This window comes from Paenarthrobacter sp. YJN-5 (assembly GCF_015040095.1).
Lineage (GTDB): Bacteria > Actinomycetota > Actinomycetes > Actinomycetales > Micrococcaceae > Arthrobacter > Arthrobacter ureafaciens.
The window spans coordinates 175,785-187,760 of sequence record NZ_CP053544.1; the positions used below are offsets into that span (position 1 = coordinate 175,785).

Consider the following 11,976-nt stretch of genomic DNA (forward strand, 5'->3'; position numbering starts at 1 on the left):
CTTCCTCTCATAGCGGCCATCAATATTTCTTTACGGCAAAAGGGCACTATCACCGTCAGCTGACATCAAAGCCTCCGTCAGGGAGCCGAGAGATCGTTAACAGGCTAAGGGTCATGCAGGTGGGGCTTTCATGCGGCGGAGTAACGGGTCCTGCGGCGACCGCGAAGGCAGACCATGAAGTGATCGACTCCGTTCTCTGAAGGCAGTTGTCTGAAACGGAAGGACCAGCAGCCAAGATATAGCCGTACCTTGCCGCGCTTAGTGCCGGTGTTGTGCGCCATTACTCACCGCAGGCGTACTCTCTGGGAGCGTGTCGCCATCGCATAGGAGCAGCACTGTGGCGGGGAGAAGACGGGGCTTTTGCATGTCTTGTGTGCTACGCCGGATAGACGGCTATGGCCGTGGCCTTGATGACGAAGTAGACGGTCATCCCGGGCATGAGCCCTAGGTCTGCCGAGGCCGCCGGGGTGATGTCTGCGGACAGGCCGCCTGCGTGGACGCGGATCTGGTCGCCTTGGGGTTCCAGCTCTGTGATGTTCACGGCGAACGAGTTCCGAGGGCTTCCGTGCTTGGCGCTCGGGAAGACCGAAACTGCGGTCGGCGAAAAGACGGCGACGCCGTTCTGGCCGGGGACGGCCCCGTCCTCGGGATGCGCGGTAATGTCCAGTCCGCCGTCGGATGTGAGCCCATAGCCGGTGATGGTTCCGGGGAGCAGGTTCATGCCCGCGAGTCCGGCAGCGAACTTGCTGCGCGGTTTTTCCAGAACCCGGCGGGTGGGGCCTTCCTCGGTGATCCTCCCGCCTTCGAGGACGATGGCCCGGTCGGCGAGCACGAGCGCGTCCAGGACATCGTGCGTGATGATGATGGCACGGCGGTTGCTTAGGACACGCTTCAGAAGGCGACGCAGCATAGGAGCGGCGTGAATATCGAGGGCCGCCATGGGTTCATCGAGCAGCAGCAGCTCGGGGTCCGTAGCCAGGGCACGCGCGATGGCGACGCGCTGCGCCTGGCCCCCTGAGAGCTGGCCGGGCCGCCGATCGGCGAACCCCGCGGCTTCCACTTCTGTAAGCCAGTGCCGTGCCGTCTGCAGAGCTTTGGACCGGTTCGCGCCGGCCGCCCGCGGCCCGAAGGCTACGTTCTCCAGCACGCTCATGTGCGGAAACAGCAGCGGTTCCTGGGCGAGCAGTGCCGTTCCCCGGGTATGAGGCGGCAGGAAGTGGTTAGTGCCTCCGTCGAGCTTGAACAGCCGTTTCCGGCCGAGCATGGCGTTCCCGCTATCCGGGCGGATGAGCCCGGCGAGGATCCCGAGAAGCGTCGACTTGCCTGCCCCGTTGGGACCCAGCACGGCGACTGTTTCCGTGGCCTCCATTGTGAAGGCAACGTTGAAGTTGCGCGCGCGCAGCGAGGCGTTGAAGTCCAGGGTCATTCTGATTCCGCCTCTTCCGCCAGCGGCCGGGGCCGGGGGCGGGAAAGCCCGACGACGGCTACCGCCACCGCCACCAGCAGCAGGGAAAGCGCGACAGCGGCATCGGCGTCCGTTTCGCGCTGAAGATAAATCTCTAACGGCAGGGTGCGGGTGACACCCTGCAGGCTGCCGGCAAAGGTGAGGGTGGCGCCGAATTCGCCCAGACAGCGTGCGAAGGACAGCACGGATCCGGAGGCGATACCGGGCAAGACCAGCGGGATACTGACGCGACGCAGCACCGTCGTGGGATGGGCGCCGAGGGTCGCCGCGACCGCCTCGTACTTGATGCCGGCGGTGCGCAGAGCACCCTCGAGGCTGACCACCAGGAACGGCAACGCCACGAACGTTTGCGCGAGGACGACGGCGGTGGTCGAGAACGCGATCTGCATCCCCGCTAGTTCCAGGGTTCGCCCGAGCAGGCCCTGGCGGCCAAAAGTATAAAGCAGCGCGATGCCGCCGACGACGGGGGGCAGGACCAGGGGCAGCAACACGAACGCCCGGAGCAGGCGCTGGCCGGGGAAGCTGGCACGGGCCAGGACGAACGCCAGCGGTACCCCGAAGACGATGCACAGCACCGTGCCAGCAGCCGACGTCCGCAGGCTAAGGCCGAGCGCCGTCAGCGAGGATTCCGACGTGATGAGCGGGATGAACTGCCCCCAGTTGATCCTGGCCACCATCGCGGCCAGCGGCAGCAGGACAAACAGCCCTCCTGCTGCCGCGAGGGCGAAAACCCACGGCGGGAAACCGGTGTAGCCGGTGTTCTGCCCGTTTGTCTTGCTGGCTGTCCAGCGTTTCCTACAGGGCACCGAAACCGGCGTCACCGAGGACCCTCTTGCCTTCGCTGCCGGTGACCATGGCGATGAAGGCATTGGCCAGTTCCTTGTTCTTGCTGCTGCCCATAGCGGCGATCGGATATGTGTTCACGGCCTGGTCCGCCTCGCGGAACGTGATGCCCTTGACCCTATCGCCCGCGGTCTTGACATCGGTGACATAGACCAAGCCGGCATCGGCTTCCCCGGAGGTGACCTTGCCTAGGACATCGGCAACGGAGGATTCCTCGCTGACAGGCATCAATGTCGTTCCGGCAGCCTTTTCCACCTTCCGTGTGGCGGCGCCGCAAGGAACCTGCGGTGCGCAGACAACAACTTTGATGCCCGGCTTCGCCAGGTCCGCGAAGGATGAAATCGATGCCGGGTCCGCTGACGAAACTGCTATCGTCAGGACGTTCGTGGCGAAGTTGGTCGGCGTTCCGTCAATGAGGCCGGCGGCGGAAAGCTCGTCCATGTTCCTACTGTCGGCGGAGGCGAATACGTCGGCCGGAGCGCCTTGGGTGATCTGCGAGACCAGGGCTGAGGACCCAGCGAAGTTCAGCGTAACCTTCGTGCCCGGGTTGGCGGCCTCGAACTTGGAAGCGATCTCGGTGAAGGGCGACTTCAACGACGCGGCAGCGTAAACCGTCACGGAGCTGGCGGCCGCTTTGCGTCCGTCCGTGCTCGCGCTCGGGGCTTTGTCCGGGGTGGAGTTAACGCAAGCAGCCAGTCCTGCTGCAACGACGCCTGCGGCCAGCAGCGCGCCGGTGCACAAGCGGAATAAATCAACCTGCGACACCGGCACCGACCCATTCCACGGTTCCATCGGAAAAGAACTGTTCCTTCCAAATGGGTACCTCTTCCTTGATGCGGTCAACCAGTTCCGAACACACGGCGAATGCCTGTCCCCGGTGTCCGGCGGCTACAGCACAAACGAGTGCCGCTTGCCCAATTTGGAGTGCGCCCACACGATGCGCCGCCCAGATTCGCACGGGAACGCCTTCCTCCGCCTCGTCACTGAACGAGTACTTGGCAGCAACCGCTTCCAAGACGTCGCTTAGGGCCTGGTGTGCCGTGGGGTGAGCGGTGTAGCTAAGTCGGTCGACTGCTTTGCCGCCGTCGTGATCGCGCACCACTCCACAAAAACTCACCACTGCTCCAGACGTACGTGAATCCACAGCCGCAATGGCCACGTCGACGGAAATTGGCTGATCGCTGAGCGCGGAATGGACGACGGCAAAGGCTTGCCTCATTGACTGCCCTCCGGTGGCGGATTCCCCGGTACCCCTAGGCTGGACAGCGCTCATTTCCGTCCTCTCAATAGATGGCAGTCCCCTCGTCCGATAAGTCCACTGGTGTTTGCAGTCACGCTCTCTCCTCATAGGTTCCCAGGTCCCAATCCCCACTCTTGCCGCCACTCTTAGCCAGTACTCGAATGTCGGTGAGAACAGCGTGCTTATCAATAGCCTTGAACATGTCGTAAAGGTTCAAAGCGGCGACGCTCACTGCAGTCAGTGCTTCCATCTCTACACCTGTCACACCGCGTGTTTTCACGGTTGCAAAGAGCTGCACCCTGTCAGACCCGAGCACGAAGTCGACAGTCGCCTGAGAAACAGGCAGGGGGTGGCACAGCGGAATCAATTCGGACGTCTTCTTAGTCGCCAGGATGCCCGAGATCCGGGCCACGGCCAGGGCGTCACCCTTGGGCAATCCGTCTGATGTGAGCAGCAGCAGAACTTCACGAGTTGTACGAACTGTTCCCGTAGCTGTCGCCTCCCGGGTGGACTCAACTTTTTCTGATACATCGACCATGTGGGCAGTGCCGTCCGTTCGCAGGTGGGTGAGGCCTGGAGACCAACTTTCCAGCCTCATACCGCCCATACCTCCACTTCCGATCCCTTGGCCAGTTCCGAAATTCCCTCTGGGATGTGCACCAGAACGTTCGAGCGTGCAAGTGCTCCCAGCAAATGGGAACCTTCGCCGCCCTCCAGTCGTATAGTGCCGTCCGCTGAGAGGACGCCCCTTCTGACCTGGTGCTTTTTTGGGGGTGACGTCAGGGGATGCGAAAGGGGGGCGCGGAAGGAGAGTCGAGGTGTGGGCGCTGCAAACATTTCGCTGAGGAGGGGACGCAGGAACATCTCAAACGAGACAAAGCAGCTCACCGGGTTCCCGGGGAATGCGAGGACTGGAATCCCCTCGAAGGTGCCGACTCCTTGAGGACCGCCAGGTTGAATGGCTACATGCGAAAACTCAACGTCATGATCTATCATGGCCTGTCTAACGGGCTCGTAGGCACCAGCGCTCACGCCGCCACTGGTCACAATCAGGTCGACATGCGCGGTATGGCTTCTCAAGAGTTTCGAGAGAGCCCCCGGTTCATCCTTGACTATCCCGGCCCTGATGACGTTGAGCCCCGCCTGAAGCATAGAGGACTGCAAGAGCGTGTTATTTGCATCGAAAATCTTGCCCAGGGCGAGTTTCTCTCCGGGCTCAAGGACCTCGTCCCCAGTGGTAGCCAGCAGCACCGTCAACTTCTGATTAACAACTACTTCAGTGATGCCCAACGCGGCGAGCAGACCAAGCTGACGCGGGCCTAGAACGGTTCCAGCGGACAGCGCGCATTCGCCTGTAGCTATATCGCTGCCGGCGCTGCGGATGTACGTTCCGGCGGCTATCTCAGGAAGCCGCACTGTCACATCCAAACCGGGAGGAGGGAAATGGTTTGGCTCTGCGCGCTCAACGGGGACGACAGCATCGGCTCCATCGGGTATTAAAGCCCCCGTCATGATTGGAGCAGCCGTCCCTCCAGCCAATGGGGCCGGTACTGCGCCCGCCGGGATGGGCGCTGCCACACGCAAACCTCCTTGGCCGTCTCCTGTGTCGCGGGATCTAACCGCATAGCCATCCATTTGGGAGTTAGTAAAGGGCGGCAAGTTTGTCGGTGCATGTATGGTTTCGGCCAGGCCGCGTCCCATTGCTTGCATTAGAGGTATTCGCTCCACCCGCGGTGGGGTCAACAGCGGAAAGAGAACATCCCTGATTGCCTGCCTGTGTACTGAAACGCTTCGGTGTTCATGTTCCGGCAGTGACTTTCCAATGGTCCCCACGCCGGGCCGCTTGCCAGCCAGTCCGGTCAGCTGCTCTTCTTGCCTTTGCATGTCCTGCTTTCGGGTTGCCTTTGCATGTCCTGCCTTCGGGAGATTTTGTCGGTCCTGCTCGGCCATGCCAACCTGATTTATTTCCGACAAAGCTATTGACGATAAGCAAACTCTGTTGTTTTCGTGTGCGCCTTCCGTCCGCCGCACCGCGCAAACGTGTTCTCCTGAGTGCAAAATGATTCCAGCAGGAAAGCGGCGCTTCGGGCTATAGCTACTTGCCACAACTGGCTGCCGCAATTGTCAGTTCCAGCACAAACGCACCTGGCCTGCTTTCGCGTAGCCTGAATTCATGACTGTCCAGCTAGGCATACCGCAACCCCGGGAGGGCGCAGGCTTGTCCGTGCCCGCCGCTCGGTCTGCAGACGCGGGTGTCGGGCTGGTGGACCGTTACGGCCGCCGTGCCACGGACATGCGGCTGTCCTTGACGGATAAATGCAACCTCCGCTGCACGTACTGCATGCCGGCCGAGGGGCTTGAGTGGTTGTCCAAGCAGGCGGTGATGTCGGCTTCGGAGATCGTCCGGATTGTCGGGATTGGCGTGGGGCGCCTGGGGGTCCGGGAATTGCGGCTTACCGGCGGCGAGCCGCTGGTGCGGCACGACCTGGTGGACATCATCGCGGAGTTGCGCCGCAACCATCCTGAGCTGCCGATTTCCATGACCACCAATGGCGTGGGGCTCGCCAAGAAGGCTGCGCCGCTCAAGGCTGCCGGGCTGACCCGGATCAACGTGTCGCTGGATTCGCTTCATGAGGAGACCTTCACCAAGCTGACCCGTCGGCCGTTCCTGGACCAGGTCCTGGCAGGGGTGGATGCGGCGTGGGCAGCCGGGCTGGGCCCGGTCAAGCTGAATGCGGTGCTGATGCGGGGGATCAACGACGCTGAAGCTCCTTCGCTGCTGACGTGGGCAGTGGAGCGCGGCTACGAGTTGCGGTTCATTTAGCAGATGCCGCTGGACGCCGACCATGGCTGGACCCGGCGCAACATGATTACCGCGGCGGAGATCCGCGATCTGTTGTCCACTGATTTTGTCCTCACCCCGGACCCGCGGGCACGGGACGGTGCCCCGGCCGAGCGGTTTGAGGTACGACGCCGGGTGGCGGGGTCCGGTGCCGGGCTCGGTCCCGTGCTTGGGACGGTTGGCATCATCGCGTCTGTTACGGAGCCGTTCTGCTCCGATTGCCGCCGTACCAGGATTACTGCCGAGGGCAAGATCATGAGCTGCCTGTTCTCCCGGGAGGAGTTCGACCTGCTGGGGCTCCTGCGTTCGGGCGCCTCCGATGATGATCTGGCTCGCCGGTGGCAGGATGCGATGTGGCTCAAGCCAAAGGCCCACGGCATGGACCACGTGGGACTTGACGCTCCGGACTTCGTCCAACCGGACCGCAGCATGAGCGCCATCGGAGGCTGACCTGTTATGAACGTACGTTACTTCGCTGCCGCTCGCGCTGCTGCGGGACTTGAGGAAGAGAAGTTCGACCTGCCGGAGGGAACAACCGTGGCCGGGCTTTTGGAGGCCATCCAGTCTGTGCAGCGGCCGGAACCTCCGGCTGGCACTCCTCCGCTCCCCCGGATCCTGGCGCGGTGCAGCTTCCTTCTCAATGAGGTTGCCGTCCGCAACCAGGCGACGGTGCTGGGGCCGGACGACGTGGTTGACGTACTGCCCCCCTTCGCTGGGGGATAAGCGGGTTCTGTCCTCGTGCATCCGGCCGACACCTCGCTGTTACCGAGAGTAACTGTCTGAGTGAACTCCACTGAAGGCCTGCTTTACGCACGACGCCGTAGTTAAGGATCGTCGATAGCTACTTGGACCCTAGCCCTGATGAAGAGGCAGCCTGTGGATCTTTGGAGTTGTATTGACCACGGACGTTAGTGACGCTCGGCGTGGTTTGGTGACATGAAGAAGACCTCCGGGTGGAGTGGGGCTTGTCTAGAGTCCTTTTCCACACACGGAGGTCTTCGTGTCCCACCCTAACGCTTTCCTCACTCCTCGTGGCCGGTTGCAGCTCGCGCAGTGCGTTGTTGATCAGTGCTGGAGCCTGCGCCGTGCCGCGGAGCGGTTTCCGGTCTCGGTCCCGACCGCTGAACGTTGGGCGAAGCGCTACCTCGAGGAGGGACCCGAACCGCACCATGCTCGAGGAATGGGCCTATATCCGCCCCTACCGCTCAGAAGCCGAGCGGGTTGCTGCTTTCCCCGACTGGCTCCATGCCTACAATCACCATCGAGCCGCCACTGCGCTCAAAGGTCAGACGCCAGCCAGCCGCGTCACCAACCTCTCAGGTCAATACAACTAGTTGCTGCCGGGGCTTTTTGTGGACTTCCAATGGTTGCCCAACAAGAGAGGCTCGCTTGGTGTCTACCTCAGGAGTATCAGTACTCGTACCTTCCTCAGAGGGTGCTGGGTAGAAAGCTACTTCCTCCGGTGACGGGCGCAAATGGCATGCGACAAAGCCGCACCGCGGCTTCCGGCTGGTGAATTAACCGGCGCTCTAACAGGCTGTGCCGGGAAAGAACCCAAGGGACCCAGGAATGCCCGTCCAGACGTGCCTAATGAAACGGTTCACGACGTTCAAATGGAACCATTGTCCTGCGCACCTCTGCCCGGTCTATCCCCGAATGTCGGACGTGGTGCTCCTTATGCGCACTTCGACAAATGGTGCGATGGAGTTGTTCTTCCATGTCATGCAAGAAGCCCCGGCGAGTAGGGGAAGATGAAGGTCATTCGAGGGAGTGAAGGATGAAACTACCTGCTATCAGATACGCATCACCTGCATCTATTGAAGATGCCTGCGATCTACTGTCAACCGACGAGGACTCCAAGATCATTGCCGGAGGCCAAAGTCTTTTACCTGTCATGGCTATGCGACTAGCCCAACCGTCCGTCGTTATAGACCTCGGGAACGTTCCTGGCTTGACTAGACTGGAAGAAGTCGGAGACTACGTCCGCTTCGGGCCTATGGTCACCCATGCAACAATCGTAAATTCGCCTGCCGTTGCCAAGCACCTGCCAATGATGGCGGCAGCTGGTCGCCACATAGCCCATCCCCAGATCAGGAATCGGGGGACCCTGGGTGGTTCCTTGGCCCATGGCGATGCAGCCGGGGAATGGCCGCTCGTGTTGCTTGCCCTCAACGGAATGGTGGAAGTCCAAAGCGTAAGAGGACGTCGCACCATTGAGGCCGATGACTTGTTCGTCGGTCCGTACATGACAAGCCTGGCCGCTGATGAGATCATCACTGATGTCTGGATACCGTCACGGCCCAATGGCTGGGGCTACGGGGAGTTCGCCAGGCGATCCGGGGACTATGGGCTCGCCAATGTCGCAGTCGTTCTATCGACTGCGGATTCGCGAATTTCTGATGTCCGGATTGCCGTAGGAGGCGCTGTCGGCAAAATACAACGAGTGCCCGATGCAGAAGACGTCCTCAACGGATCCGAACTGTCACCGGAAAGGGCTGAAGCCGCTTCAGAAGCTGGAGCGAAATCGCTCTCGTATATCTCAGACATCCACGGATCGGCCGAATATCGGCATGGCCTGGTGCAGGAGCTGATCCGCCGCACCATAGTTGAAGCAGGAGCACGTACGTGACAACACCATCGCCATCAGATCGCGTCGAAATAGACGTGGAAGTAAACGGACGTCGCCGCACTGTTGCAGTGGACGCGCGGGAAACTCTGGCCGACCACCTGAGGAATGACCAAAAACTTACGGGTATTAAGCTCGGATGTGAACACGGGGTTTGCGGTGCGTGCACGATACTCATGGACGGGGCAGCCGTACGATCTTGTCTGACTCTTGCCGCTCAGGGCGATGGGAGGAGCATACGGACCGTCGAGGACCTATCGGACGGAGCCCTCAGCCCGCTTCAGGAAGCTTTCAAAAGGCACCACGCCCTCCAGTGCGGTTTTTGCACTGCAGGCTTCCTCATGTCGGCTACGGAGTTGCTCGAGGCAAACCCAAGCCCGACAAAAGAGGAAGTTATCGAGGCTCTTTCCGGTAACTTATGCCGTTGCACCGGCTACCAGACAATTGTTGAGGCCGTCCTGGACGCAGCGGGCCAGATTGGAAACAAAAATGGATAACCCACACTATTACTCTCCTCCCATAACAAGAAACGTCATCGGTAAGCGAGTTCCGCGAACTGAGGACGCAAGACTTCTGACCGGGCGCGGGAAGTACCTGAACGACATCAACGTCGACGGCCAACTGCATGCTTGTTTCGTGCGCAGCCCTGCTGCTCATGCTCAAATAACCGGCATTGATACGTCGGCCGCCTCAGAAATGCCTGGCGTTCACCTTGTCTGGACATCCGCCGACATTGAGCAATACTGCGCCGGCATCGAAGCGCAGTACACCGCTGAGGGATGCGAAGCTATGACCATGCCGCTCTTGGCCAAGGACGTCGTACGTTACGTTGGAGAACCGGTTGTATTGGTAGTCGCCGAGTCGCGAGCGGCTGCAGAAGATGCCTGTGATCTTGTAGGCCTTGAGCTTGAGCACCTCGAGGTAGTGCTTGACCCGCGCAAGTCGATTCAAGGGGGCCCCGTAGCGAATGGCGAACGCCCCGACAATGTAGGCATTCGCGGGCGGGCTTCTTTTGGGGACGTGGATGAGGCTTTTAGCAATGCTGAGCATGTGGTTTCCGCCCTGTATCACCCTGGTCGGGTGGCCGCCGCACCGATGGAGACAAGGGGGTGCCTAGCGGACTACGAATGGACTGAGGACCGGCTTAAACTTTGGGTGTCGACGCAGATGCCCCATTACGTAAAAATGTGCCTCAGCCTCTTTCTTGGTTTCGATGAGTCCCGAAGTGAGGTCATTTCTCCCGATACGGGTGGAGGCTTTGGTCAGAAGGCGCACGTATTTCCTGAGGAAATGCTCATGCCCTTGGCCTCGAAGCACCTGAAGACGCCGGTGAAATGGGTAGAGGATCGCCGGGAAAATCTTCTGGCGGGCTCACACGCCCACGAACAGTTCGTCACGATCCAATATGCGGCCAACGCTGAAGGACGAATAACCGGCGTTCGTACGCATGCCTTAGTTGATGGAGGCGCCTACCACATGCCCCCGCAGACCATGGCTGTGGAATGCTGGGCGACCGCCGCAGTCACGCCAACTGGTGTATACGATATCCCGGCCGCTGAGTACGTCTACGAGGGGGCCGTTACCAACAAGTGCCCCATGGGTGCCTTCCGTGGCGTTGGTTACACGGCGGGAACTCTTGCCAGAGAATCCCTCATGGATGATTTGGCGCGAAAGATGAAGGTGTCTCCTTTTGAAATCAGGAGACGGAATGTTGTCAGGGAGTTCCCCTGGACAAATCCCCAGGGCGTCGTTTATGAGGAGGGATCCTTTCTTGAAGTAATCGATGCGTTGGAAGAAATGGTCGATTACCCGGCCTTTCTTAAGCGACAGGATGAAGCCCGCAAAGCCGGAAAGTACCTAGGGCTGGGAATCAGCGTTTTCGTCGAAAGTAGCGGCGAGAGCACCGGCATGATGCAGGCTCACGGCGCAACGGATGTATTTCATGACACGGCTACCGTCAAGATGGATTCAACCGGGTCGGTCACTATAACATCGGGATTGAACTCACAGGGTCAGGGCCATCAAACCACGCTCGCTCAGGTAGCGGCGGACGTGTTGGGTATTCCTTTTGAATCGATCAGTGTCGATGCGGGGACCTCCACTAAGGGGGCCTATGGCAGCGGTACCATTGGAAGCCGAGCGGCTGTCATCGCGGGCGGGTGCGTCAACCGTGCAGCTTATGCCATTCGACAGAAACTGGTGGCCGTAGCTGCGAACATGCTCGAATCTTCTGAGGAAGATATCGTTTTGGAAGACGGCTTCGCGTCCGTCATAGGCGCTGCGGAATCACGAGTGAGCATCGCCGACGTGGCCATGGCAGTCTACTGGGACTCATCCAAGTGGCCCGCCGGTTTTGAACCTGGTTTGGAGTTCACGAAGGCGTGGGACACATCCCGGCCGATGTTTTCGAACGGCGGCCATGCCCTTATTGTTGAACTGGATCCTGTCACCGGATTTGTGAAAGTCGAAAAGGTTTATTCTGTAGAGGACTGCGGCGTTATTATCAACCCCACAATTGTTGAAGGTCAAATTCGAGGTGGGGTCGTACAAGGAATTGGTATGGGCCTCTTCGAACAGCTGGCTTATGACAACGCAGGAAACTTGTCTACGACATCTTTCCTGGATTACCAGACGCCGACTATGGATGTTTCTCCGCCATTTGAAATCAGGCACATTGAAACACCGTCCGTGATGACAGCATCTGGGGTGAAGGGCATGGGGGAGTCGGGTCTGATTTCGGCGCCGGCTGCGGTGCTGAACGCCGTAAATGATGCGCTATCTCCGTTTGGTTCTGTCCTCTATGAACTCCCTGCCACTCCGGAGAAGGTTGTTCGTGCAACGAAAGGCATCATTGACCTGCAGGGCCCCCAGGACTGGTCAGAGCTATGGGAACGGGCAGGGGTACCCGCGCTTGATCGCGGCCCTATGGACAGGGAGTAACGCATTGCTCCTGCATCTTT

Annotated in this window: 10 protein-coding genes and 3 pseudogenes; 7 read left to right on the forward strand and 6 right to left on the reverse strand. The window is 60.2% G+C overall.

The genetic code is table 11. The annotated features are described in order from the left end of the window. Window positions 1-376 precede the first annotated feature (376 nt). From HMI59_RS00835 to glp, 6 genes are all read right to left on the reverse strand, one after another. On the reverse strand, window positions 377-1,426 hold the full coding sequence (locus HMI59_RS00835) for a sulfate/molybdate ABC transporter ATP-binding protein (RefSeq protein ID WP_017200503.1): 1,050 nt from the start codon (window positions 1,424-1,426) through the stop codon (window positions 377-379). Then, window positions 1,423-2,286, reverse strand: coding sequence for an ABC transporter permease (locus HMI59_RS00840; RefSeq protein WP_017200504.1), 864 nt, complete (start codon window positions 2,284-2,286; stop codon window positions 1,423-1,425). The genes HMI59_RS00835 and HMI59_RS00840 overlap by 4 nt, the downstream gene beginning before the upstream one ends. Further along, entirely contained in the window at window positions 2,261-3,079 is an 819-nt protein-coding gene (gene modA / locus HMI59_RS00845) for a molybdate ABC transporter substrate-binding protein (RefSeq protein ID WP_193592520.1), read from the reverse strand. Before modA ends, HMI59_RS00840 begins: the two co-directional genes overlap by 26 nt. Next, window positions 3,060-3,527 (reverse strand): molybdenum cofactor biosynthesis protein MoaE, encoded by a 468-nt coding sequence (locus HMI59_RS00850; protein ID WP_017200506.1) that lies wholly within the window; start codon window positions 3,525-3,527, stop codon window positions 3,060-3,062. Before HMI59_RS00850 ends, modA begins: the two co-directional genes overlap by 20 nt. A gap of 112 nt (window positions 3,528-3,639) precedes the next feature. Then, window positions 3,640-4,146, reverse strand: a complete 507-nt coding sequence (gene moaC, locus HMI59_RS00855; RefSeq protein WP_017200507.1) for a cyclic pyranopterin monophosphate synthase MoaC — start codon at window positions 4,144-4,146, stop codon at window positions 3,640-3,642. Further along, window positions 4,143-5,498, reverse strand: a complete 1,356-nt coding sequence (gene glp / locus HMI59_RS00860; protein WP_082038922.1) for a gephyrin-like molybdotransferase Glp — start codon at window positions 5,496-5,498, stop codon at window positions 4,143-4,145. The genes moaC and glp overlap by 4 nt, the downstream gene beginning before the upstream one ends. A gap of 223 nt (window positions 5,499-5,721) precedes the next feature. Between glp and moaA the strand changes: the two are divergent. The 7 genes and pseudogenes from moaA (at window position 5,722) to ndhC (ending at window position 11,956) form a co-directional block, all read left to right on the forward strand. Beyond that, window positions 5,722-6,840, forward strand: a pseudogene (gene moaA / locus HMI59_RS00865) (GTP 3',8-cyclase MoaA). Window positions 6,841-6,846: 6 nt separating this feature from the next. Further along, entirely contained in the window at window positions 6,847-7,113 is a 267-nt protein-coding gene (locus HMI59_RS00870) for a MoaD/ThiS family protein (RefSeq protein WP_017200510.1), read from the forward strand. A gap of 277 nt (window positions 7,114-7,390) precedes the next feature. Then, a pseudogene (locus HMI59_RS00875) lies at window positions 7,391-7,564 on the forward strand (leucine zipper domain-containing protein); the annotation flags it as partial. Then, window positions 7,551-7,724: pseudogene (locus HMI59_RS00880) on the forward strand (integrase core domain-containing protein); the annotation flags it as partial. The pseudogenes HMI59_RS00875 and HMI59_RS00880, both read left to right, overlap by 14 nt. A 443-nt stretch (window positions 7,725-8,167) precedes the next feature. After that, window positions 8,168-9,019, forward strand: a complete 852-nt coding sequence (gene ndhA / locus HMI59_RS00885; protein ID WP_016359465.1) for a 2,6-dihydroxypyridine 3-hydroxylase subunit NdhA — start codon at window positions 8,168-8,170, stop codon at window positions 9,017-9,019. Beyond that, window positions 9,016-9,513: a 2,6-dihydroxypyridine 3-hydroxylase subunit NdhB gene (gene ndhB / locus HMI59_RS00890; RefSeq protein WP_026005772.1), complete on the forward strand. Its 498-nt coding sequence runs from the start codon at window positions 9,016-9,018 to the stop codon at window positions 9,511-9,513. Before ndhA ends, ndhB begins: the two co-directional genes overlap by 4 nt. Further along, window positions 9,506-11,956 carry a 2,6-dihydroxypyridine 3-hydroxylase subunit NdhC gene (ndhC, locus tag HMI59_RS00895; protein WP_071416792.1) on the forward strand — a complete coding sequence of 817 codons (2,451 nt, stop codon included), beginning with the start codon at window positions 9,506-9,508 and terminating at the stop codon, window positions 11,954-11,956. The genes ndhB and ndhC overlap by 8 nt, the downstream gene beginning before the upstream one ends. Window positions 11,957-11,976: the final 20 nt, after the last annotated feature.

Coding starts and splice junctions, on each gene's coding strand:
- HMI59_RS00835 (WP_017200503.1), bottom strand. CDS start 1,426: ATGACCCTGGACTTCAACGCCTCGCTGCGCGCGCGCAACTTCAACGTT.
- HMI59_RS00850 (WP_017200506.1), bottom strand. CDS start 3,527: ATGAGGCAAGCCTTTGCCGTCGTCCATTCCGCGCTCAGCGATCAGCCA.
- moaC (WP_017200507.1), bottom strand. CDS start 4,146: ATGAGGCTGGAAAGTTGGTCTCCAGGCCTCACCCACCTGCGAACGGAC.
- glp (WP_082038922.1), bottom strand. CDS start 5,498: ATGGCCGAGCAGGACCGACAAAATCTCCCGAAGGCAGGACATGCAAAG.
- HMI59_RS00870 (WP_017200510.1), top strand. CDS start 6,847: ATGAACGTACGTTACTTCGCTGCCGCTCGCGCTGCTGCGGGACTTGAG.
- ndhA (WP_016359465.1), top strand. CDS start 8,168: ATGAAACTACCTGCTATCAGATACGCATCACCTGCATCTATTGAAGAT.
- ndhC (WP_071416792.1), top strand. CDS start 9,506: ATGGATAACCCACACTATTACTCTCCTCCCATAACAAGAAACGTCATC.